The organism is Psychrobacter sp. Ps4 (assembly GCF_022129285.1).
Lineage (GTDB): Bacteria > Pseudomonadota > Gammaproteobacteria > Pseudomonadales > Moraxellaceae > Psychrobacter > Psychrobacter immobilis_A.
This window is the reverse complement of record NZ_JADQAK010000002.1, coordinates 40,626-64,964: the sequence shown is the minus strand read 5'-3', so window position 1 is coordinate 64,964 and position 24,339 is coordinate 40,626. Positions and strand designations below refer to the sequence as shown.

General features: G+C 42.6%; 22 protein-coding genes. 9 read left to right on the top strand and 13 right to left on the bottom strand.

The window, feature by feature from the left end; genetic code table 11:
- Positions 1–24: 24 nt before the first annotated feature.
- The 6 genes from I3252_RS01665 to I3252_RS01640 form a co-directional block, all read right to left on the bottom strand.
- Positions 25–948 (bottom strand): bile acid:sodium symporter family protein, encoded by a 924-nt coding sequence (locus I3252_RS01665; protein WP_055124799.1) that lies wholly within the window; start codon positions 946–948, stop codon positions 25–27.
- A gap of 701 nt (positions 949–1,649) precedes the next feature.
- Positions 1,650–2,120, bottom strand: coding sequence for a heavy metal-binding domain-containing protein (locus I3252_RS01660; protein ID WP_193009056.1), 471 nt, complete (start codon positions 2,118–2,120; stop codon positions 1,650–1,652).
- 60 nt (positions 2,121–2,180) lie between these two features.
- Complete coding sequence (locus I3252_RS01655) at positions 2,181–2,630, bottom strand: YbjQ family protein (RefSeq protein WP_193009057.1); 450 nt, start codon at positions 2,628–2,630, stop codon at positions 2,181–2,183.
- An 85-nt stretch (positions 2,631–2,715) separates the two neighbouring features.
- Positions 2,716–3,273 carry a YecA family protein gene (locus I3252_RS01650; protein WP_055124803.1) on the bottom strand — a complete coding sequence of 186 codons (558 nt, stop codon included), beginning with the start codon at positions 3,271–3,273 and terminating at the stop codon, positions 2,716–2,718.
- 283 nt (positions 3,274–3,556) lie between these two features.
- Entirely contained in the window at positions 3,557–3,793 is a 237-nt protein-coding gene (locus I3252_RS01645; RefSeq protein ID WP_045443968.1) for a hypothetical protein, read from the bottom strand.
- A gap of 184 nt (positions 3,794–3,977) precedes the next feature.
- Positions 3,978–5,444: a hypothetical protein gene (locus I3252_RS01640; protein WP_193009058.1), complete on the bottom strand. Its 1,467-nt coding sequence runs from the start codon at positions 5,442–5,444 to the stop codon at positions 3,978–3,980.
- Between the two features lie 495 nt (positions 5,445–5,939).
- Here I3252_RS01640 and serB point away from each other — a divergent pair, with 495 nt between their 5' ends.
- The 6 genes from serB to hemJ all read left to right on the top strand — a co-directional run bounded on the left by serB (position 5,940) and on the right by hemJ (position 11,810).
- Positions 5,940–7,130, top strand: coding sequence for a phosphoserine phosphatase SerB (gene serB, locus I3252_RS01635; protein WP_238034010.1), 1,191 nt, complete (start codon positions 5,940–5,942; stop codon positions 7,128–7,130).
- Positions 7,131–7,346: 216 nt separating this feature from the next.
- Positions 7,347–8,342: a DUF368 domain-containing protein gene (locus I3252_RS01630; protein ID WP_201560573.1), complete on the top strand. Its 996-nt coding sequence runs from the start codon at positions 7,347–7,349 to the stop codon at positions 8,340–8,342.
- A gap of 239 nt (positions 8,343–8,581) precedes the next feature.
- Positions 8,582–8,983 carry an AciT family ciprofloxacin tolerance protein gene (gene aciT / locus I3252_RS01625; protein ID WP_238034009.1) on the top strand — a complete coding sequence of 134 codons (402 nt, stop codon included), beginning with the start codon at positions 8,582–8,584 and terminating at the stop codon, positions 8,981–8,983.
- 402 nt (positions 8,984–9,385) lie between these two features.
- Complete coding sequence (locus tag I3252_RS01620) at positions 9,386–9,892, top strand: SCP2 sterol-binding domain-containing protein (RefSeq protein ID WP_198330565.1); 507 nt, start codon at positions 9,386–9,388, stop codon at positions 9,890–9,892.
- 359 nt (positions 9,893–10,251) lie between these two features.
- On the top strand, positions 10,252–11,286 hold the full coding sequence (gene bioB, locus I3252_RS01615) for a biotin synthase BioB (RefSeq protein ID WP_238034119.1): 1,035 nt from the start codon (positions 10,252–10,254) through the stop codon (positions 11,284–11,286).
- A gap of 89 nt (positions 11,287–11,375) precedes the next feature.
- The gene (hemJ, locus tag I3252_RS01610; protein WP_060492310.1) at positions 11,376–11,810 is read left to right on the top strand and encodes a protoporphyrinogen oxidase HemJ; all 435 of its coding nucleotides are present in this window, start codon (positions 11,376–11,378) and stop codon (positions 11,808–11,810) included.
- A 115-nt stretch (positions 11,811–11,925) separates the two neighbouring features.
- Here hemJ and I3252_RS01605 read toward each other — a convergent pair whose 3' ends face one another.
- From I3252_RS01605 to I3252_RS01585, 5 genes are all read right to left on the bottom strand, one after another.
- The gene (locus I3252_RS01605) at positions 11,926–12,690 is read right to left on the bottom strand and encodes a hypothetical protein (protein ID WP_238034008.1); all 765 of its coding nucleotides are present in this window, start codon (positions 12,688–12,690) and stop codon (positions 11,926–11,928) included.
- Between the two features lie 346 nt (positions 12,691–13,036).
- The gene (locus tag I3252_RS01600) at positions 13,037–13,528 is read right to left on the bottom strand and encodes a hypothetical protein (protein ID WP_238034007.1); all 492 of its coding nucleotides are present in this window, start codon (positions 13,526–13,528) and stop codon (positions 13,037–13,039) included.
- Positions 13,529–13,605: 77 nt separating this feature from the next.
- A complete protein-coding gene (rph, locus tag I3252_RS01595; RefSeq protein ID WP_045443953.1) occupies positions 13,606–14,322 on the bottom strand; it encodes a ribonuclease PH in 717 nt (238 codons plus the stop codon).
- A 241-nt stretch (positions 14,323–14,563) separates the two neighbouring features.
- Positions 14,564–16,336, bottom strand: coding sequence for an AMP-binding protein (locus tag I3252_RS01590; RefSeq protein ID WP_193009063.1), 1,773 nt, complete (start codon positions 16,334–16,336; stop codon positions 14,564–14,566).
- Positions 16,337–16,944: 608 nt separating this feature from the next.
- A complete protein-coding gene (locus tag I3252_RS01585; RefSeq protein WP_238034006.1) occupies positions 16,945–18,672 on the bottom strand; it encodes an AMP-binding protein in 1,728 nt (575 codons plus the stop codon).
- 571 nt (positions 18,673–19,243) lie between these two features.
- Between I3252_RS01585 and parC the strand changes: the two genes are divergently transcribed.
- From parC to I3252_RS01570, 3 genes are all read left to right on the top strand, one after another.
- Complete coding sequence (gene parC, locus I3252_RS01580; RefSeq protein ID WP_238034005.1) at positions 19,244–21,565, top strand: DNA topoisomerase IV subunit A; 2,322 nt, start codon at positions 19,244–19,246, stop codon at positions 21,563–21,565.
- Positions 21,565–22,032, top strand: a complete 468-nt coding sequence (locus tag I3252_RS01575; protein ID WP_193009066.1) for an AC76 family protein — start codon at positions 21,565–21,567, stop codon at positions 22,030–22,032. The genes parC and I3252_RS01575 overlap by 1 nt, the downstream gene beginning before the upstream one ends.
- Positions 22,033–22,180: 148 nt before the next feature.
- Positions 22,181–22,690, top strand: coding sequence for a DUF805 domain-containing protein (locus I3252_RS01570; protein ID WP_193009067.1), 510 nt, complete (start codon positions 22,181–22,183; stop codon positions 22,688–22,690).
- A 167-nt stretch (positions 22,691–22,857) separates the two neighbouring features.
- On the opposite strand, the gene I3252_RS01565 is transcribed toward I3252_RS01570, so the two are convergent.
- Both I3252_RS01565 and I3252_RS01560 read right to left on the bottom strand, forming a co-directional pair.
- Positions 22,858–23,643: a hypothetical protein gene (locus I3252_RS01565; RefSeq protein WP_238034004.1), complete on the bottom strand. Its 786-nt coding sequence runs from the start codon at positions 23,641–23,643 to the stop codon at positions 22,858–22,860.
- 181 nt (positions 23,644–23,824) lie between these two features.
- Positions 23,825–24,304 carry a BLUF domain-containing protein gene (locus I3252_RS01560; protein ID WP_238034003.1) on the bottom strand — a complete coding sequence of 160 codons (480 nt, stop codon included), beginning with the start codon at positions 24,302–24,304 and terminating at the stop codon, positions 23,825–23,827.
- Between the last annotated feature and the right edge of the window lie 35 nt (positions 24,305–24,339).

The following is a 24,339-nucleotide window of genomic DNA, read 5'->3' as shown; positions in this document are numbered from 1 at the left end:
AAACCTGTTATGGGTTTTCAGCATCTACAGCATACGCGCTGCCAACACGCTATTTTCTATTTCAGATTTTCTCAGCTTATCGTGTTGAGCGCTAAATATACGCACCAAAATCCCCGCGCTTAAGAACATCACCAAGGTATAAATGGCTGGCATCATCGACATGTCGTAGTTAGATAATAACGTCAATGCCATAAATATCGACAAGGTACTATTCTGTAAACCGACTTCTAGCGTCACCGAGGTTCTTTGCGCCCAGTTGAGACCGAACCATTTACTACTATAATAACCGAGCGCCATGGTTGAGAGATTTAATAATACCGATACGGGACCCGTAGCGATAAAGGCGTCGACAATGATATCGCGTTGCACATAGCCCAAAAATAGCACTAAAAACGTTAAAAATATCACCCCAAATCGAGACACATAGACTTGTGAGCGATCGGCAACGGTTGGTGCATAGCGTTTAATCAGCATGCCGACACTAATAGGCACTATCGTCAGCACCACCAAAGTCAGCATCGTTTTTACTACTGGTAACTCAAACTCACTACCGCTGCCCATAAAATAAATCAATGAAAAGCTCAGCACAATGGGAATGGTAAAGACGGTAATCACGCTCGCAATCGCGGTCATCGTCACCGACAGCGCCACATCGCCTTTGGCTAAATAGGTAAATAAGTTTGAGGTAGTGCCGCCCGGACACAATACGAGGAGCATAACTCCGACAGCATACTCTGGGCGTAATGGCATGATATTGGCTAACGCAAAGCCAATGATAGGTAACAGTATCAACTGATTGGTCAAGCCAATGCCGACTGCTTTTGGATATTTTAAAACCCGTTTAAAATCGTTGGTGACGAGGGTCAGACCCATGCCCATCATGATTAAAAACAGACAAATAGGAATGATAACTGAATTGACTAACGTGACTATTGCAAGACCTTCCATAACTACATCCTTGTAGATAAGAGCTGTTTATAGATTCATTTTATAGATGAATTTTTAGACCGATTATGCTGATTAAATGACGCCTGATTAGCAATCCTTGCTGAGGCGTGTCCTCATAATCAATAGCCGTTAAACACCGATAATCAATTAAAAAACAGCAAAAAATAAGACATGGTAAAAGCAAGTATATAGGGGTAAAGTCTGCCTTATCTATTTTATTCAACTACTCACCAGTCAGTATCCAAACGTAGGATATCCGCCATATAAAAGTATAGAAAAACTTTAAGGTATACCGTTATTTATATTTTTAGGCTGAGAACGAGCAGATTTGTCGCTAAGAAAGGAATCAATCACACCCGCCACCATCACCACCACTGTCACCACAAGAGTCATTGCTGCTATATCCGCTATGATTACTGTTGTTGATGTCATCTCCAGAAGATGAGCTGGAAGTACGCTTTGAAAGCTTTGTACGACTAGACCAGAGCATCACTTTAAACACACCATAAAACATCAGTAGCCCAAAAACAATCTGTAAAAGTAGCAGGAAGCCCCAGAAGAAAAGTTCAAGCATAATATAGTCGACTCTCTATAATTTCTTGTTAGACATTGATAGCAACGCAAGGATAACTAAGATAAGTGCTTATTTTGGGGATAAGAAAGAACATAAGATTAAGAATATATCTTAAATTGGCAGGACTTTAGTGACGGTCAGTACTGATAACTGCCGTACCATAGGCAATAGCTTCGACCATGCTGCCCAATTGATTGATATTGCTAACTTCTAGACGTAAGCCGTAGATATGGTTATAGCCTTTGGCTTGTGCTTCGGTACGCATACGTACAAGAGCCTCGCGGCGGGCACGGTCGAGTAAGGTCTCGTAAGTGGTCAAGTTTTTGCCAAAAATGCTCAACAGCCTAGCGATAATCATTTTGAAATAATCTTGGGCAATAACCACGCTACCAAGTACCAGCTCACCTTCAGTATTGGCAACAAGTTTCGGCACATAAAAGCGCTCACTTGAGACCATAATATGGCTTAATTCTTGCTCTGCAACGCTTAACTGCGCGAGATGTTGGCGCTCATGACGCGACCCAAAAAACCAACCAGCAGCGAATAGTAAAATAAACGGTGCGTAATTGATAAGCATTTGGGTAAGGGAATTATTCATGGCACGTCTCTTGTCATAAACTTATCAGAAAAAAATATCGATGCTTTAAGATTTGGTTAGCTAACCAAAAGGGTTGAAACGTGGCAAGTCATCGGTCGCTGTCGGTGCAGAATTTTGTAGATTTGGCTGTTGACCAGACTGATGATGATGAGAGTCGCTTGGTGGGGTTTGATAGACTTGCTGCGGCATCGGTATGGCTTTAACCGCGGTACCATAGACAAACAGCTCAGAAGCGCCTTGGGCAATGCTAGAGGTCGAAAACCGCAGACCTACCACGGCATCAGCACCCAAGGCTTCTGCCTTGATGACCATACGATCGATCGCTTCTTGGCGTGACTCTTCTAACAGCTCGGTGTAGGCCGTCAGCTCACCACCAACGATATTTTTTAGCCCAGCAAACAAGTCTTTGCCGACGTGTTTTGAGCGTACTGTACTGCCGTACACCACATCTAAACGCTCGGTGATCTGATAGTTGGGCAAATGCTCAAGATTGGAGAGTTGCACAGTCATAATACGACCTTATCCGTGACGTTATATAGACAGCGTCAACTTGGATATAGACCAAACCACGCTGTCCGTATATTGATAAAAAAGGCTAATCGTTGGTATGGAACAACAAAAATAACTCAGTCAAATTGCCTTCGATGCTATTGGCCATTTGTGCCAGCTTGTCTTCATCTTTACGCATCTCTGCAAGCTCTGGATCTTCATCATCGATACCGCTTAGCAAAATCATTGGTAAGGTCAAGACAGCCACATCTTCAGCCGTTTCTTCATCTTCAAACCAATCGCTGGCTTCATCGCCATACATCGCATCGACAAAGCCAATTGACCAAGCAACGATATCTGATTCATCTGAAAAATCAACGGCCACTTCTTCATCACCCGCATCTTCACCAAACGGTAGCTCAATAGGCGTCTCGTTTTTTAGCTCAGCGATAATAGAATCGCGCCAGCGCTGAATACCGTCGATGACGTTTTCTGGAATTTCACTAACATGACCTTCAAACAGTGCATCCAGCCAATTCGGTAATGGGCGCCCAATGACTGTCGCTGTCAAAAAACCATGCGCGGCGACACTATCAAGCACAAATGGGCTCTCTTGATTGTCCAAATAGTCTAATAATTCATCGAAGCTTAGTTGGTTACTCATGATGTAATTGTCCTTGAAAGATAGAGTGCGGCAGTCACCATAAACGATCGGTTAAGTGCAGAATAGTGGATAATTTGAAGGTAAAAATGGTTTCGGCAAAGCACCCAAACCATCTTTATAAAATAAGAATCATTGCATAGAGCGGGTTGCTAGCAACCGTCAAAAAGTAACGGTCGCGATATCATTAGCATTACACTGTCAGCTAATATGCCGTCATTAAAAGGCTTTAGTCGGCTTAAATGACTGAGCACTTTCACATTAGGCTATTACTTAAGTTTAAAAACTAAAGATCGTCATCATCCCAATCATCGCCATCTTCATCGAAATTGTCTATATCATCTAGATCATCCTTTAGCTCTTTGGCCAAACGCTTCTCTTCTAGCAGATTATCGATCAGTCGACGCTTCTCAAGACTACTTAAGCGCGTACGCACGCTCGTCTCGGCCTCTTCCACCATCTTTGCATCATCATCGTCGACAAAATCATCATCAAAATCGTCGTCAATATCAGCGTCACTCATGACAAACTCCTATCATTTTTAGCAAGGGTATTAAGAATACATTAATATATATATGCCTTATAAAGTCTCTACTTCACGTTGTCAATGCTTTTTATTATTAATGCCCTATTTTTAGGCTATATAAAGATAACGACAGAGACAATATCTCAGACAATTGTATAGTAATAAGCGAATATAAGCAGCATTAAATAGCCGACTCATCTGCGCTTTCAATCATCAATACCGCATTGCGCACATCTGCTAAGCGTTGAATCATCGAATCGTTGCCACCATCGAACACCGCACATTCACGCTCATAAACCGTGGTTGGGCGCATGATACTCTGCACCTGCACATGGTGGCTGATTTGCTTGAGACCTGCATTGGGCAACAAAATCAGCATTTGCTCTTTTTTGCCGACGCTGTGTAATAATTGCGTCATTGCTTGTGCCTGTGCATCATCGCTGACACCTGCTTTAGCAGGTAGTGCAAAGCGGCTTAGCTCAATGTGCTTGTCATGGATGATTTTGTTGAGCATTAAATACAGCTTACCAAGCATTACACCTGCTAACGCCACTTTGGCATGGCTATTGTCCGCCTTTAACAACACGCTAGCACCCGTGTCATCGAAACGTGGCTCATTCATCGCGCTGACACCCAACAACAATGGCTGCTTGAGTAACTCGGTCACCGCTTGGTTTAATAGCTGCGTACATAATGCCAAATAAGGTAAACGCTGAGCCGGTGCCAGACGCTCAAGCATATTGAACTCGTCATGGAATACAATCTGCACTCTCACACTGTCAAATGAGCGGGTGGCAGACAACCGAGAGGCGCTACCAGATTTATGAGCGCGGCTTATCTCATCTTGGGCAGCACCATTTGCTGCATCATGCTCTGCTCGCTCTTCAGTCGTACTATCGATAGGCTGACTATTAGAGCCAGTGGTATCAGTCGCCCCTTGATTTTGTTGCGTTCTTAAATACTGGTTTACTTCACTATGTACATCCAATTTGTGTGCATTGGTTGGCTGACTGTCCGTTGCACCCTCTACAGAATGCTCCGATGCTTCTCTATCCGTATCCGTGGTACGGCGTTCAAACTCCCGATCATAACTGCGCTGATCGATTTGCATATACTGCTCACGATGCAAATCTTGAATATCGCGGCTAAGCGCGTTAATTTGCTCTTTGGTTGGACGAGCAAGATAACCATAAACCAGCCAAAGCAACAAATGCAGCAGCATCGTACCGATGACGAACGGCCATTGCATAGCGATAATCTCGCCTTTGCTAATATCTTTTAACGTCAACGACACACTGCCAATCACCGAATCGCCATTGGTGGCAATCTGACGAATGGTATCACCTTGCTGCATGGGCGCATTGCCAACAGGCACCAAGATGTCGTCGTTATTGTCTTTAATCAATATGCGCGTCACGTCTTGCTCGCTAGTATAGCGATTGGCAATGACACTCAAGCTGACACGGTCTTTATTTTCTAAAGACAACCTTGCTTCATCAATCAGCTGGGCGACCATCTGCTCGCCTTTTAACGCACGACTTTTGCTCAGCTGTTGATCGGTGCTGATGACCAATAACAACGTCTGCAAACAAAAACTAACCAGAAGAATAATGGCAAATAACCCTTGCCGCGGCGCTAAATACGTCATGATATGGTAAACTTTTTTGGATAAGAGAAATTAAAAAAAACAAGGCTATCCCTCATTTTTTGGCGAATTTAAAAAAACTATAATAGTGCGTATCTTAACAAGTATGTATTGAATTTAAATACCATAACCCGACACGTCTGTTGTTGCCTAAAATAGCATTTACAACAAGATTTGGTTACTTAAAAACTGCTGTCTCAAATACTAATACTCAGGATAATCTACTGCACATTTGGTAAGCGGCGACTGCGAGCATTGTTGTGGATATCATCATGAATACAGACCGCTTATCTTATCTACTATATCACCATAATAAGTCTTATAGCGTTAGTAGATTTATAAATTTATCATAATAATCACATTCAATTTCAAATGATTTTTCAATGATTGCTGCCATCTTTAATCGACGGTGATACTTTGCGCGTCATCTATAGGCGCTGCCGAGTAAAGCTGCTATTATTCCCAATCTTATATGAGCATACAAGGGACCATTGAGCCATGCCACACAATACATCTTACTCGTTACCAAAAGACAGCAAAGCATGGCAACAAGCCGTTGACTCTATTGCGTCACTGTTACCCGATAACACGAACTTACAAGATTTTGATGCGCTACAGTCCCTGCCAGTTTTTGCTCTTATTGTTGTGCTACCGACCAAAGTATCGACGCTTGATATCCACCAGTATGTGCAATCGTGGGTCGACGAACAGCCAAGCTGGCATTTGGTCACCGTCGCTGAAGATACTGACGCCAGTTTTGTCAATATTACCGTTTCTGATACAGAGCCAACGGCAGCAAACGCACAGCGCTTGCCTTTTACTCAAGCACAAGTGTTCCGCTATTTGTTGGTTCCAGTCACTGATACGCTCATGCATCCTGGCAAAAAGACCGCGGCAGCTCACATCATTGATGATCAGCTGACCACGCGCTTGCGTCACGACTTGACCGAAGCTTATAACGATAGTCATCAAGCGAGTAGTGCTAAACGCTTGGACATTGTCGATTGCCATATTTTATCAGTCGGTCATATGCTACGTACCCACAAGCTTGCCTGCTTTGATATGGATTCCACCTTAATCGAGCAAGAAGTCATCGTTGAGTTAGCAAAAACAGCGGGCATCGGCGAAGAAGTCGAAGCCATTACGGAAGCGGCAATGCGCGGTGAGATGGATTTTGACGAATCTTTTGCACAGCGAGTGGCGTTACTAAAAGGCATCTCGACCGATGTATTAGATGATGTCTGCAATCGTTTGACGCTATCAATGGGTGCTCGCACTACCATCAGTGTATTAAAGGCTTTGGGCTACCATACCGTACTGGTATCAGGCGGCTTTACCTACTTTGCACGTTACATCGCTGAGCAATTAGGCATTGACGAAGTTCACGCCAACGCCCTAGATATCGACGAAGGGGAAGTCACTGGTCACGTACAGTTGCCCATCGTTAATGGTGCCAAAAAAGCGGCTATCGTTGAGCATACTGCGGAGCGCTTAGGCATCGAGATGTCACAAGTGGTCTGTATCGGTGACGGTGCCAATGATTTACCGATGATGGCCATTGCTGACCTAGGCGTCGCCTATCACGCCAAGCCCATTGTGCAAGCACGTGCTGATGCCGCCATCAATGTCACAGGGCTTGAAGGCATATTTTATGCCCTTGGTTATCCAGCACTTGCGCCCACGGAGTAACGACTACACTCGCAATACCATACCATGGAGCTAGATTAGTGTTTTTAACATTAATCTGGCTTTTATGTCTTATTACATTGCTACATTGCTACATTGCTACATTGCTACATTGCTACATTGCTACATTGCTACATTCAATTTTCGCATCACTGTATTAGCATACTTAGCGGCATCGCATTAACTTTCACTGTGTTTTTAAATAAAAAAGGATTGTCCATGACGGCATCACCATCACCGCGGCAAAATGAGCCGTCAGCGCCACAACCACTAGATAAGAGCAGCACTGCTGCATCCTCCGATAGTCCAAAGCAACTATTTGGGGTTTATATCAGAGGAATGGCCATGGGGGCAGCGGATATCGTACCAGGTGTCTCTGGCGGCACCATTGCGCTGATTGCTGGTATTTATGAGCGCTTGATTAACGCCCTGAGTAGCATCGGCCCCAATCTCTGGCAGATATTTCGACAGGAAGGCGGAATCAAAGGTTTGGTTGCGGTGTGGCGACAAGTTGATGCCACTTTTTTGTTGTTTTTGTTATTGGGAATCGCCACCAGTTTTGCTACTTTAGCCGGTATTATCAAGCATCTATTAGATAATCAGCCGTTATTTATTTGGTCGTTCTTTTTTGGACTGGTTGTCGCAACGGTATTTATATTATTGAGTGAGATTCAGCGTTGGAATATAGGGCGAGCAGCACTATTCGTGACTGGTCTTGTTGCCGCTGTAGTCATTAGCAGCTTACCATTGCTCACGACCACACCAAGCTTGCCTTATTTGTTTTTTGCAGGGGCAGTCGCTATTTGTGCCATGATCCTGCCCGGTATATCTGGGTCTTTTATTTTATTACTATTAGGTGCTTATGACGCAGTATTAGAAGCCGTGCATAGCCTTAACTTTACGATAATCTTCACGGTCATTGCGGGTATGGCAACGGGATTATTATTATTTACTCGCGCACTTAAATGGCTATTGTCTCGCTACTATCAGGCAACTTTGGCCTTGCTCACAGGTTTTATCGCAGGCTCGCTTGTGAAAGTATGGCCATGGAAAGTAGATGCATTAGGCGCGCTTGATAGTGACGCTATCAACAACGTGATGCCATGGCAATATCCTACCGGTCCACATTGGCTAACCACTGTAGGACTGATGCTGCTAGGCGCGATTTTAGTCTCACTATTGTCTTGGTGGGGCACTCGTAGCAATCGCGCTTAACCCTACCTTAAACCTGCATCAGTCTCTTTTTAAAAACCAAAAATCCTCCTATACACTCTTAATAATAAGCGCCCATCCTTGCGGCGCTTGTGCTTAAACCTTGCCATACAAAACCATCAAAATGTGCTAAAAAACCAAACGTCAACGGTTGTCGCAAAGTCGCCTATCCCCTCTTTAGCTTTGTTCCCCAAACTTTCATAATGACCCTATTGGAATTCACCTTATGAATAGCGAGATGAATGATGTTACTGACTATATTTTCGATTATTGGTATAGAAACGTGGAGCACGGCGGCACTGCTTGGTTATAGCTTGCTGGCAGGCTTGATTTTAGCGCTTGCCTTATCCTCACAGCGCTGGCTGCTCTGGTATCTATTTGGTGGTATGGCATATTGGCTAGCGGTTGAGGCGATTCAAAGCATTGTGACGAGTCGTCCTATGCTATCAGAGCTGTCAGAATGGCACAGCTATATCATCGCCATGGGTATCAGTTGGTTGCCTTTAGCGTGCTGGGTGCTGTATCGGGCACTACGTTACGAGGATGTCAGTCAATCCGTTCAGCAGCAGCGTCAATTGGAAGCGGCACGCTATATCGAGCACACGCCTGTTTATGATGACGATTACCAACCGCGCTTCCACTGATAGAGTCGCGTCTATATCAATGCGCGATGCTGTTAGGTTGGTTTATTCTCTGTTTGCAATACTTTTACTTGCCTTGTATCTAACCTGTATTACATTATCTTTATCCGACTGTATCTCGTCCAAAAATTACGATTAACCTGCCATCAAATTCGCTCAATCTAGCATAGGTAGTGCGAGCATTCATTTTCGTTACCATTCTCTTTTCTACTGTCATTTTTATAAATATTAACAACTTGTTTTAATCAAGATGACGTCATTGGATGTTACAAGATACTTAACGCTCTCTACGTAACTCCTAAAGAATAGCAACCTCTCTATCGTTTATAATCTAGTTATATATTTGTCACAAAAATTGTTATAAAGTACGCATTATTTTGCGTCTCATTCTTTAGGAGTTCGATTATGTTTACTGTTCCTGTATTAGATATTAAATCTGATCCGTTAGATGTGCTATTGGCTGTGATTGGCTATCGTTTGTCCATGCTTGCTGATAGTGATAACGAAGATGTGAAAGCACTATTCGCTGATCGCAATGTGACGATTGAGCTTGCCAGCACTGAAGCGGATATCGCCCGTTATTTTGTCTTTGATAATGGTAGCTTCAGCCAATACAGTGGTCATGCTAAAAAAGCAGACCTCACCATCAATTTCAAGGATTCGATGACAGGTGTTAAGCTTTTGACCAAAGGCAATCTTCCTGCCTTTATGACTGCTGTACAAGAAGGTAACCTCAGCATCGAAGGCGATTACAGCCTAATGATGTGGTTCAATAAACTTGCTAAGCATATCGTGCCAGCTGTTCCAGAAGAATGTAAACCTTATATCCAAAAAGCCAAGCCTTATGCTTATAAAGCACAAAAACTTGCCAACCATTGGATTGGGGTTGCTAAGCACAAACTTGGCAAATAATGACGTAAATAGAGCGACGTAAATAAAGAAAACAGATCACGACTATTTAGCGCTCAGTTACTTTACTCTTTCGCAGTGTTCTGATTTTCTAAAAAGGTTGCGGTATACTATATCGCAGCCTTTTTTATTACCTAAAATTTTATGGCTTTACACACAACTCTTTTAACCACTATTCTCTTCAAAATGATTGTTTCAAAAACTATTATAAAAGGAATTATATGATGGCAGGATTACTTAACATCTCAGAGCCTAATGCCAGTAGCCCCACTGACACGTTCAATAATAAAAATAACAGCCACAGCGGCTTGAACAATGACTTTTTAAACAACTTAACAACGGATGCCACCGCCAGCCAACAAATGACCCGTAAGCATAGCCGCGAAGAAATCGCCGAACTGTTTGATTTGCCTTTAATGGATTTGTTGTTGCAAGCGCAAACGATACATCGGGCGCACTTCACTGCCAATGAAGTACAAATCAGTACTTTGTTGTCGATCAAAACAGGTAACTGCCCCGAAGATTGTGGCTATTGCTCACAGTCAGGTCACCACCGCGACACGACTAAATTACAAGCAGAGAAGCGCATAGAAGTCGATAAAGTCATTGCTGCGGCCAAACGTGCCAAAGCCAGTGGCTCGTCACGCTTTTGTATGGGTGCAGCATGGAAACATCCAAGTGCCAAAGACATGCCCTATGTGGTTGAGCTGATCAAAGAAGTCAAGGCCTTGGGACTTGAAACCTGTATGACCCTTGGTATGCTAGATAGCAATCAAGCGACGCAATTGGCGGATGCTGGACTCGATTATTACAATCATAATCTAGATACCTCACGTCGTTATTATGAGCAAGTCGTCAGCACGCGTAGCTATGACGAGCGCTTAGATACGATAGACAACGTGCGTAACTCAGGCATCAATGTCTGTAGTGGCAATATCGTCGGTATGGGTGAAAGCCGTGACGACCGTATCGATTGGGTACATGAGCTGCTAAAAATGCCCAAAGCACCAGAGTCAATTCCGGTCAACTTGCTTGTTCCCATTAAAGGCACACCGATTGGCGATAAAGTCTTGGCAGAAGGTCAACTGTCAGTGATTGAATGGATTCGTACTATTGCCGTAGCACGTATTTGCTGCCCGACCAGCTATGTGCGTTTGTCTGCTGGCCGTGAGAGCCTATCCGACTCTGAGCAAGCCTTGGCCTTTATGGCAGGTGCCAACTCATTTTTTTATGGCGATAAACTGCTGACTACTGGCAATGCAAGCCAATCAGGCGATGACAGACTCATGCGTGAGCTTGGTCTAACAAAGCAATTTGCCGCGCCAAGAGCGCCCAAAGTATTGCCTGTGATGGATGCGATGAGTGGTCATCAATCGCAAGTGGTGATGGCAGAGTAGCGTTTTTTATCGCTACCATTATTGGATAATCTGCGCTAAGCTTGCCGACATTATTGATGATAAAATATTAAATCGTAAGAGAGAATATGATGGCAGATTATTTCAATTGGATTAAAGCGGCACATATTATATCGATGGTCTGCTGGTTTGCGGCGATATTTTATTTGCCACGCTTATTTGTCTATCATGCGATGAGTGACGACAGCATCAGCCACGAGCGCTTTGCTATTATGGAGCGCAAGCTCTATCGCGGTATCATGACGCCATCGATGATAGCCACATGGGTCTTCGGTCTATGGATGTTGGGGCTAGGTTGGGAGGTGTATAAAACCCAAGGCTGGTTACACGTCAAGCTATTATTAGTGGTGCTACTCTCTGGTTATCATGGTGCTTGTGGCTTTTATCGTAAAAAGCTAATAGATAATCCGCATTATAAGACGCATAAATTTTGGCGCTGGTTTAACGAAGTACCAGTGTTTGCTTTAGTCATTATCGTCATCTTAGTAGTAGTAAAGCCCTTCTAAAATCCAGTAAACAGGCTAGTAACTGATTTTTAGATCTGAACACCTCTAAACTAAAAGCGTCCGTTACTTATTAAAATAACGGACGCTTTTTTTAGGACATCATAAATATGACACCTTAAACACTAGGGCGCATGATTTGATAGACATTACTCAAATCATAAACACGGTAACGCGCAGGTTCGCGGCGGTTTTCGCCCGCATAGCTGAGGATTAGCGCTTGCTTTGCGCGCTCATCAACCCAGCCAACAAACAGTCCACTATGCTCGACGCCATTGTAGCCATGATTGATATAATAGAGCCAATCCCCAACTTCAATCTCGCCACTATTGGCATACGGACCTTGACCATAAGTACCTTTATGAATGGTATCGCGTGTCACCCCGGCGCGTTTAAATACGGCATTGAGATAGTCCCAGCAGCCACCTTGAATGATCGCACGCTCGTTCAGCGCCATCTTGCGGGCGGTGCTAACCACTTCACGGGCGGCCAAACTACTCTGCATCTCCGCACTGCTCAGTAACGGTAAATACTCGCTATCGACATTATCATAATTACCCGATAAAAAAGCGGGCATCACTGCTGGTGCTTGACGCGCTACTTCAGGATAACGATAGGATGTCTGAACCACTGGTGGAGTACTGGCAGAATTTGAGCGATAAGTTCCTGCACGTTGAATGGTAGAACGAGTACTGACTTTGGCAGAGGGCACGGAAGAGTATGATGGTGTATAGCGTGCACTAAAATCAGATTGCACAGATTTTTGGGCGATCAGCGCACTCATACTATCTGCATGGGCTTGACCTACTAAGCCAACGGTAAACAATAAAAGACTGCACGACGCTGTAACCGACGACGACATAGACACAGGCAAACGCGACATGACCAACTCCTTGTCAATAAAATATAAATGACAACATAAACCATAATAATAGGACTTTCTAATCTTACTTATAAACCATTTAGACATGACGCTGCAAGCATTATTCGGCTCAAATGACCGATAAAAGGTATAAAAATACAGACTAATGGTTAGATAAGAGGAACACGTAGAAGAACGATAGAGAGCTGGCGCTAAGTAAAAAGGAAATAGAATAAGCAGTTTTAGATTAAATACTGCGTAGATAAAAAATTGCTGAGATAGAATACTGCTGAAATAAAATATTACTTAGATAAAGTCACTTAGGTTTTTATAACCCAATCCAGTAGATGATTGGCTAAGAAATAAGTTAATCGTTACTCATTTTGATATTCACATGCCGCTTGCCCAATGCTTGACCCTGCAAAATAGCTTTGGCAGCGGTTGCCTCTTGGATACTATCAAAGCCGCTAATATGGTATTTGCGTATATCATCACAATCAACAATCTGTAACTGCTCACCAATAAGCATGACTTTATCACCGTCGGTCAACTGAATATGCTCACGCTTACCTTGATTGTCATGCACCAGCTCACCAGCACGCAGCCACAAGATGCCGCTGCTGATAACACCAGCCATGGCTTTTTTCTGTTGTTGGCGTTTTTGATTAAAGATAAAGCTACCAATAATCAGTAGCGCCAATGCTCCTATAGCCAAGCGCTCAGGCAGCAGACTCATAGCCAAAGCAACTGCCACTGCCCCAACCAATAATGCTGAGCCAAACCAAAACATGCCATCATCAGTCGTTTTGGGCTGATCTTGTAGCGTGATTTTGGCACCATCGTCGGTCAGCTTGAGCATGCATGACTACCTGTTACAGAATAATAAGAAAGTAAAATTTTAATGAAAATACGATGAGCAAGTAGTCATCAATACGACTACCAACCCAAGGCTGTTTTTTGCATGGCAATCAGCTCAGCGATGCCTTTTTCGGCAAGAATCAGCATATCATCGGCTTGAGCGCGGGTAAATGGCTTTTCTTCCGCCGTTCCTTGTAGCTCAATAAATTCGCCTTTTTGGGTCATAACCACATTCAAATCAGTATCACAGCTGGCATCTTCTTCATAGTTCAAATCTAGATACGCTTTGCCGTCTTTCATACCAACAGAGACCGCAGCGACCAAACCAATCAGTGGATCTGCCTTGAGTTTTTTGCTTTTTTGGATACTCTCTAATGCATCGATAAGCGCAATAGCAGCCCCCGTCACACTAGCAGTACGAGTACCGCCATCGGCTTGCAAAACATCACAATCAAGATAAATGGTATTTTCACCCAGCTTACTCAGGTCAATCATCGCTCGTAAGCTACGACCAATCAAACGCTGGATTTCTTGGGTACGACCTGATTGTTTACCACGTGCCGCTTCACGTTGGTTACGAGTATTGGTCGCGCGTGGCAGCATGCCATACTCAGCAGTGATCCAACCTTTGCCTTTACCTTTGAGCCAACGCGGTACGCCAGATTCAACACTAGCGGTACACAATACTTTGGTATCACCAAAGCTGACTAACACTGACCCTTCGGCATGCTTAGTATAATGGCGCTCAAAGCTGATCGAGCGAAGTTGGTCAAGCTCACGATTGTCAATACGCATAAAAATCCCTAGTACAATGTTTTAAAGGCGGTGTCATAAAATGAGGTGTCTGTCATTATGTGGCTAACCACCATTTATCTAGCAAACTATTAACAAGCTAAAATAAATAATGATTGGATGCCATAGCAGACGTAAATATTGAGATATCCTAACGTGGCAGCGGCGCAATAGCAAGATTCGTTCGAGCTATTGCGCCGCTACTTGAGCCAGTCATTGGCTTAACCAAGAAATAGCACCAACTTTATTCTAACCCTTCCATCTTACGCAATTCTTTACGCAGGATTTTACCCACGTTTGATTTTGGTAATTCATCGACGAACTGTATGTGACGCGGACGCTTGTAACCAGTCAGTTGCTTTTTACCAAAATCAAGCAACTCTTGCTCAGTCACATCGCCTTTTTTGACCACAAACAACTTTGGTTCTTCACCGCGGTCATCGTTTGGAATACCGATAGCGCCGCATTCTACCACAGCTGGATGCTCGCTCATGGCTTCTTCAATTTCGTTCGGATAAACGTTAAAACCAGAGACCAAAATCATGTCTTTTTTGCGGTCAACGATTTTAATAAAGCCTTTTTCGTCCATGATACCGATATCGCCAGTTTTCAGAAAGCCATTGGCAGTAAACGTTTCAGCTGTTTCCTCTGGACGATTTTGATAACCTATCATCACCTGCGGCCCTTTGACACAAATCTCGCCGCGATCACCCAATGCGACTTCATTTTCATCATCATCGATTAGTATTATATCGGTGCTAGAGGCAGGGATACCAATTTTACCCGTGAATTCAGCAATGGTCATCGGGTTAAAAGCAGCCACTGGTGAAGTTTCTGACAAACCATAACCTTCCACGATAGGCAGACCAGTGATTTTATGCCACTCTTTTGCCACGCTTGGCAAGACAGACATACCGCCACCGATAGACGCTTTTAGGTTAGAGAAATCTAAGTCTGCAAAGCCGTCTTTGTGTACTAGACCGTTGAACAAAGTATTCACCGCAGGGATAAAGGCGGGTTTGTATTTGGCCATCTCTTTAATCAAACCATCCAAATCACGAGGGTTTGGGATAAGCAAGCCTGCATAACCTCGGTACATGCCATACATGCCGCAGACCATAAATGAGAATACATGATATAGCGGTAGTGCCGTCAGGATGACATCATTGGCATCAACATCATCATCAAATGCACTGTCCATCAATGCACTAATCTGTAGCATATTGGCAACTAAGTTACCGTGGGACAGCATTGCACCTTTGGCAACCCCTGTCGTACCGCCCGTATATTGCAATAATGCCACGTCGCTTAAATTCAAATCAGGGCGCTTATATTTGCTGGCTGATACTGCATTTAAAGCGTGCTTAAAACTCACGCTGTTTGGCAGACTATAAGCCGGAATCATTTTTTTGACATGGCGCGCAACGAGGTTAACGACGGCTCCTTTCACTGCTCCTAGCATATCGCCAATCTTACAAACGATGACATGCTCAACCTGACCTTTGTCTTCTGCCTCTTGATAGGTGTTCGCAAAGTTCTCTACGATGAATAGGGCTTTGGTGCCACTATCATGCAGCTGATGCGATAACTCTCGGCTGGTATATAAAGGGTTGACGTTGACCAACACCATACCTGCACGGATGATCCCCAAAGCAACCACTGGATATTGCAGGAGGTTGGGCATCATCACCCCAACTTTATCACCTGTTACCAAGCCTAATGACTGTAAATAACTGGCAATTTGGCGACTGTATAAATCCAATTCCTTAAAACTAATCGATGCACCCATACAAATATAAGCCGTTTTTTTCCCATAACGGCTAAAGTTACGCTCAAACACATCAAGTAAAGAGGTATTGTCATCAGGCATATCGATAGTCGCATCAATGCCATAACGCTCATAAGTTTTCAACCAGGGGCTGTCACTATCTATCGTCGGCATAGTAGGAAATACGCTGTCTTTATTATTCATTGCAGCGTTATCGTTTGTGATCTCTTTATTGATACTGTCGGTCATAATTTTCCCTAAATGTTACCGTTAAAAACGTAGAATAATCTAATGAAAACACCATTATTTTTTGTGATTGATCAATGACAGCAGAAGCTTGTGAATAAAAAACGTGGTAACAAAAAAGGTTTATCACTTACAAGCTTTGTCAATCAGAGCGCAACGTTAAGTCCTTAATAAATAGCACAATAACTCGGCATTGCCGAATTAAAAACCCCTTTATCCCTGATAGTTTTATCAGAGATATAGCGCAAAACTAACGTCATCTCGTCGATAAATAAACAAATATGTCGGTAAGCACTATAGCAGTTTTGCTAAAAATTCTCTATCTCTACCTGACTGGGTCATAGCGACAAAAAAAGCAATAAATACAAAAAATGATAAGGCAGCATACCAGCAACCTTACCATTTTTGGATCACGACACCCAGTATCACAACCACCACTATCACGACGACTTAGCATCCTGATAGTTTCTTTCAGATTTAGTTCGTAGCGTTAGTTTGTAGCGTTAATTTTTATCATTAGTATCGTGGTGACTTATCATGATGACTTTACGAGTGCCTAACAAACAGTAGCAGACACTCATAAAAATACTCTGCCGCTGAAAGCTAGCTGATTAACCGTGGTTCTTTTCTTCCAGCACGCGCAAATCTTTGTGCAAAATCTTACCGACATTTGACTTCGGCAACTCATCGATGAACTCAACATAACGAGGACGCTTATAACCAGTTAAATTCTCTTTGCTATAAGCAAGCACTTCTTCTTTAGTCAAACTGTCATCACTACGCACGACATAAATCTTTGGCACTTCGCCGCTCTTTTCGTCTTCGATACCGATGACACCACACTCTAAAATCTTTGGATGACCTGACATCACATCTTCGACTTCGTTTGGATAGACGTTAAAGCCAGATACCAAAATCATATTCTTTTTACGATCAACGATTTTAAAGTAGCCTTCTTCATCCATCACGCCGATATCACCCGTACGGAAATAACCGTCAGAGGTCATAACTTCAGCGGTGGCATCATCACGTTTCCAATAGCCTTTCATAACCTGCGGACCACGAACACAAATCTCGCCGCGCTCACCCAGTGCGACCTCATTGCCTTCTTCATCCAAGATAGCCATGTCTGTCGCTGGCATCGGCAGACCAATATTGCCTGAGAATTCGCCCGTACCTTCTGGGTTTGCTGATGCCACAGGAGACGTCTCTGACAGACCATAGCCTTGTACGATCACATTACCAGTAATTTTTTGCCATTTGTCAGCGGTGTCTTTTAATACTGCCATACCACCGCCCATCGACATCTCAAGCTTGCTATGATCTAAGGCTTTAAATGGATCGCTATTTGCCAACGCATTAAACAGCGTATTAACTGCTGGGAAAAACGCTGGTGGATAATCTTTATAAGCTTTGATTAAGCTTGCACCGTCACGTGGGTTTGGTACCAGTAACCCAATACAACCACGATATAAACCAAACATGCCGCAAACGGTAAACGAGAAAATATGATATAGCGGCAAGGCGGTCATGATAACTGGCTGCTCATCCATACCTTCAAACTTATCAAAAGCATCGCCAAGATAGGTGTCACACTGAATTAGGTTGGCGACTAAATTACCATGCGTGAGCATTGCCCCTTTAGCGACACCTGTGGTACCGCCGGTATATTGCAAAACAGCAATATCATCAAGGCAGATGTTATCTGGACGTTTGTAATTTTTGGCTGAGAAGCGATTCAGTGCTGTTTTGAAGTTGGTGCTGTTTTTAAGGTTATAGTCAGGTACAAGCTTCTTCACGTGACGCACGACCATATTGACGATAAAGCCTTTCAATGGACTCATCAAATCACCCATTGACGTCACGATGACATGGTCAACCAAGTCCTTACCAATGTCTTCATAGGTTTTGGCGAAGTTTTCTAAAATAAATAATGCTTTGGTATCAGAGTCTGTTAGTTGATGCTCAAGCTCTTTTGAGGTGTAAAGCGGGTTAACGTTAACCAAGGTCATGCCAGCACGCAGCACACCCAATACCGCAACAGGTAGTTGCAAGATATTTGGCATCATAACGCCGACTTTATCGCCTTTTTTTAACCCAAGTGATTGCAAGTAGGCAGCAATTTGTTTGCTATAACGATCTAAATCTTCGTAGGAGAGTTTTGCATCCATACAGACAAACGCTGTCTTACCAGCGTGCTTCGTAAAATTCTGCTCAAATATATCGATTAAAGAAGTATTAGCGGCTGGCATCTCAATGTCGTATTGAATACCAAGCTTTTCATAAGTTTTGACCCATACTTTATCGTTACGACGAATTAGGTTACTGTGATTTTCCATAATCTTTTCTCTCCTAGTAATAGTACGCTACCGTCAACCCATGCGAATCACAGTGTGATAAAAATATAAAAACTCAGAGCGCAGGCTTGTCATCGTAATAGCAAGCTTGGCTGTGAGGCAATCATATGGTGATGAGCAAACAATATAGCGGTAAATAGCCCTCTGTTCATTAACATACACACTTTATACAGACTACTCAATATAAAAGATTGCTACTTGAGTTCGCAAACTGTCTTGACGGTCAATAATTTTATAGTTATCAAAACCTTAATAGCAATAATAGATAATTTTCCAGCAATTTATTAGCAAACATTTATTCATTAATACTCTTTATAGTGTTTTATCGTTAACTATTTTTTACCTTTACTATCAAGGGCATTAGCAAGCTCTATTAAGGTCACAAAGTTACGCCGTGTACTCTCTTTATCATTATCCAGCACGTCACGACCTGTCGTCTATTCTGACTTATGCCTTTTTAATTTTGCCAATATCCTTTACGATAGCGCTATCCTATTTGTACGCTTGCACCAATTATTTATACCTATTAAAACTGATAAGTGAACCCTATTTTATGTCTGATGTTATTGATCATACGATTGACCCTATTATTCCCAATGAACCGATGGATACTCGCTCAGTCGCAGAGTTCACTGAGCAGGCCTATCTCAACTATGCGATGTACGTCATCATGGATCGGGCGTTACCAAATATCGCCGATGGCCTAAAACCTGTCCAGCGCCGCATTGTTTACGCCATGAGTGAGCTGGGGCTAAAATCAACGGCAAAGGCGAAAAAATCTGCGCGTACCGTTGGTGACGTCTTAGGTAAATACCACCCGCATGGCGACAGTGCTTGTTATGAGGCCATGGTTCTGATGGCGCAGCCGTTCAGCTATCGCTATCCGCTCATTACGGGTCAAGGTAACTGGGGTAGTCCCGATGATCCAAAATCCTTTGCCGCTATGCGTTATACCGAAGCGAAAATGTCGGCTTATGCCAATACTTTACTTGCAGAGTTAGGACAAGGCACGGTCGATTGGCAAGACAACTTTGACGGTACGATGCAAGAGCCAACCACCCTCCCTGCCCGCCTGCCTAACATACTATTAAATGGTACAACGGGCATCGCAGTCGGTATGGCAACAGACATTCCGCCACATAATCTTAATGAGGTGGTACGTGCAGCGATTCGTTTGCTCAAAAATCCCGAGCTGTCGGTGAAGCAGCTCACGCAATCAATACCAGCACCTGATCTGCCAACCCCTGCTGAAATCATAACCAGTAAGAAAGACTTACAAGCGATGTATGAGACTGGACGCGGTAGCTATAAAATGCGTGCCACCTATCATGTCGACCCGAAAGAGAAAAATCTCGTCATCATCGATGCGCTGCCTTACCAAGTATCCGGCAACAAAATTCAAGAGCAGATCGCCAAGCTGATGACGGACAAAAAGTTGCCGTGGATTACTGATATCCATGATGAGTCAGATCATGAAAACGCTTGCCGTATCGTACTTGAGCTCAAATCAACTCGAGTCGATGTGGCTCGCGTCATGAGCCATCTGTTTGCCAGTACGGATCTAGAAAGCAATTACCGCGTCAATATGAATATGATTGGCCTAAACGGTAAGCCGCAGGTTAAAAACCTAAAAGAAATTCTTGATGAATGGCTGGTCTGTCGCCGCTCAGTTGTCACCCGTCGTCTGCAATATCGCCTTGATAAAATCGACAAGCGCTTACATATCCTCGCAGGTTTGCTGATTGCTTATCTTAATATCGATGAAGTCATTCGCATCATTCGCGAAGAGGACGATCCAAAATTATCGTTAATGCAAGATTATGACCTCACTGAGATTCAAGCCAATGCTATTTTGGATATTCGTTTGCGTCAGCTGGCTAAGTTAGAGGAGATTGAGCTGCGCCGTGAGCAAGACGAGCTAGCAGCCGAGCGCGCCATCATTCAAGAGTACTTGGACAATCCAGACAGTCTGACCAATCTGATGATTGACGAGCTGACCGCCGACATGAAGGAACACGGCAACGAGCGCGTATCGCAATTGGCGGAACGCGAGGAAGCGCAAGCGCTCAAAGAGTCTGACCTCGTACCAAGCGAGCCTGTCACTGCTATCCTATCGAAAGCAGGCTGGATTCGTGCCGCCAAAGGTCACGACGTCGATGCTGCTGGCATGACCTATCGCTCAGGTGACAGCTATCAAGCACACGTGCGCGGCAAATCCAATGAGAGAATCTACGTGCTCGATAGCACTGGACGCAGCTATAGCATCGACGCGCATAGCCTCGCCTCGGCACGCGGTCAAGGCGATCCATTGACTAGCGTACTAAAACCGCCAGCAGGTGCTAGCTTTGGGCAGCTATTAACGGGTGCTGATGATCAGCGTATCATCCTTGCAAGCTCAGCAGGTTATGGTTTTATCAACACCATCGGCAATCTCGATAGCAATCAAAAAGCGGGGAAAAATATCATTAATCTAGCCGCTAATAGCAGCTTGCTACCTGTTGCGCGGATCGATGCGCCAGCGGATATGACTGCCAATGCTAATAACGAAAATGCCGAAGGTGAGAACAGCACCGCAAGCGCGACGCCTGATCATGTTGCCGTTGTGACCAATGCGGGCTATCTATTGATATTTGCTCTTGATGATTTGCCTGAACAGGCTCGTGGTAAAGGTAATAAAATGATTAAATTAAAAGACGGTGAAGAAGTACTTGCCATCACGCCACTCAGTCAGCAAGACAGCCTAATTATTACCGCTGGCAAACGCCATGTGACGCTAAAACCAAATGATTTGGCTAATTATACGGGCAGTCGTGGTAATCGAGGTGGACAATTGCCAAGAGGCTTTCAGAATGTGACGAGTGTTGAGGTTGGGTGATGGTAAATTATTTTTGGGAAATGATCAAACTAGAAACTTTAGTTAATGGAGTAGCACTCCTTATAGTAGTATGGGCTTTCTCTAAAGTAAAAGGCTACTTTAGTAAAGCACCTTTAGTGTTCAAAAACTTTCAAATATGGTCCCGTAAGAAAAAACTTATCAAGATCAAGAACCATCGTCATGATGAACGCTACTACTTGAATGAACTGCAACTGTCTCAAAACTGGTTCATTACTTTCTTACTGGTGATGATAGTAAATTTTTTATTCCTTTTAAATAATAATATCCTAGACTTTTCAATCTGGTTATTTCTATTACTTATGTTCCCAACATTTATTGTAGAGATAATATGGCTAAATAAATCGAGTTATGTTGAAGACTTAGCAACATACCAAAAAGGAAATTTAGAATGGAGAAAGCGTAGACAACGTAAAAATAATCGTAGAAAAAATAGTTATAAAATTTAAGCATCAAATTAGAGAAACTAGCCTAGTGCGGAATTTTTCTCCCGATAATATTAGGCGTAAGGTGCGTTCCATACACCTATAAGACTGGTAATATTCGAAAAACCACTGTAAATACCATCTCATTAACAACTAGATTCTAAGGGTAGAAATGCATGAGCAAGTATCAAGTGATTATAATCAAGAATCACTTTATTCAATTCATGGAAGAATAGGTCGCATTCGCTTCTTAGTATACAGCCTATTGCTTAATATCATGCTCATACCTCTAGTTTTAATTGCTGGTGGATTATTTGAGGCTATCTCGTACTTATTTGGTAGCGACAGCCTAATTGCTAATACTTTAATTTTTTTGATTGGTATTTTAACGTTTTTAGTATATTTCTATATCTTACTCACACCTAGCAAACGCAGGCTTAATGACTTGAATAAATCGGGGTGGGTATCTCTTTTGTGGTTCATTCCAATGATTAATATAATATTGTGGCTATGCCTTGTATTTGTTAAAGGAGATATTGGCATAAATAATTATGGCGCACCTTCCAGACCTCCTTCATTATTAATTAAAATTATAGCAGCGTTAATGCCTATTACAATAATCTTCATGGTTATATGTATTGCATTAGTTTTATCAGTTTTTAAGCATGCATATCAGTTGTGATTTAATCAAAGCTAACTCACTCAGTAAACATAAGGCAAATGCCACCCACTGAAAAACCGCCTATACACAATGTATAAACGGCTTCTTGGCGCTAATAAAAACAAATAACTATTCTGTGCATTAATAACACCATACCTGCCTTATTTCCCTACTAAATCTCTTAAAATTTAGTAACCATCTGCCAAAGCTTCTTTAAGAACTAGAAAACCTATAGCTTGAATAGGTAGAGTGACGATATCTACTGCCATGGCAACTGGTAGTAGAACCGCGCTAAACTTATTAGCGTTACTGCCTGTCTCCCACTTATAATTCAACTGGATATTTAAGGGCTGCTTGAGCTTATAATTGACGTCATTAATGTTTTGTACTGCAGAAGCTACCGTCAGCTCAACGTTTACTGCACGCTGACAAATTAAATTTTTTTGCTCAGTAACAATGGCTGTCTTACATTCAAATCCAAAACTTTCTAACTTTGATTGCTCGTTAATCTTTAGGGCACTAATCGGCTTAGCATATAGCAAGCCAACAGTTGTAGGTACGTTTTTAATTTGATTTGATTCATCATTTTCTACATCTAGAATAAGCTCATTGGAACCAGCTTGAGTTTTTTGTTGAATATTACGATTGGTATATGAAGATTGAGTGTCGATATATAATGAGCCTAAATCCACTTGAGCGAAAATTCTTTTAAACAGATCAGATTGCGTATTAGCAGAGACTACAGGCTCTACCAAAAAACTATAATTTTTACCAGCTAGAATCATAGCATCTTCGTATCCTTGTATAGGTTTATTAGGATATCCCACTGCAATGACGCTCTCAGATAAAACGTTTTTTGTGTGCTCCTTTTTATTATCGTTTTTGGCATAATCTGTAAGACCGATAGTCGCACAACTATTTAATACGATTGATGAACCTAAAAGCGTTACTAGTAATAAAGACAATTTTTTCATATGTATAATCCGTTTAAGTTATTCAAATAGCGAACGCCTCAGATGATAATACACAACATATGTAGAATTACAACACTCAACCTTTATGATCTATAAATATAAGATATTGAAAACAACTAAAAAGCCGCCTATACACACGGTATAGACGGCTTTTTTACGACAATCAGAATAGAAAAATCGTCTAAGACTTGTTAGAGTCAGCATTTTCAAAAACTGCTGTCAAAAAGCTTTTAATCTGAGCACTTGTCATTAGATAGGGATTATAATCAGAACCTGCTGAGAAGCTTTTGAGGGCATACTCTTCATCTTCAGCGCTTGATGTTAGATGTTTCACTAAAAACCCATTCCATTGACGCGACTCTATTTCCTCTATATTAACAATATTGGGAAAAATGGTTGAATGCTCGTCAAGTATTTTTTCTAAGGCAATATTGATAGCGGGTCTTGTCCCTTGAAAACTTTGAACGAAATAACCTTCACTAATGACTAAAGCTGAAGCTATATTATTTTCTTCAAAATACCTTCGCCAATACTCAAGCGCGCGAGTCAGCTCGATTCCCGAATCTAGGTCGACATTTTTGGCGATATATATCATGTTGATAAGAATATGCTCGCCATTTATTTTTTTGCTTTCTGGAGTATGGCTTGTCGCTATAGTCATGAGAAACCTTATTTATAAAAACCTGATCTAATTTA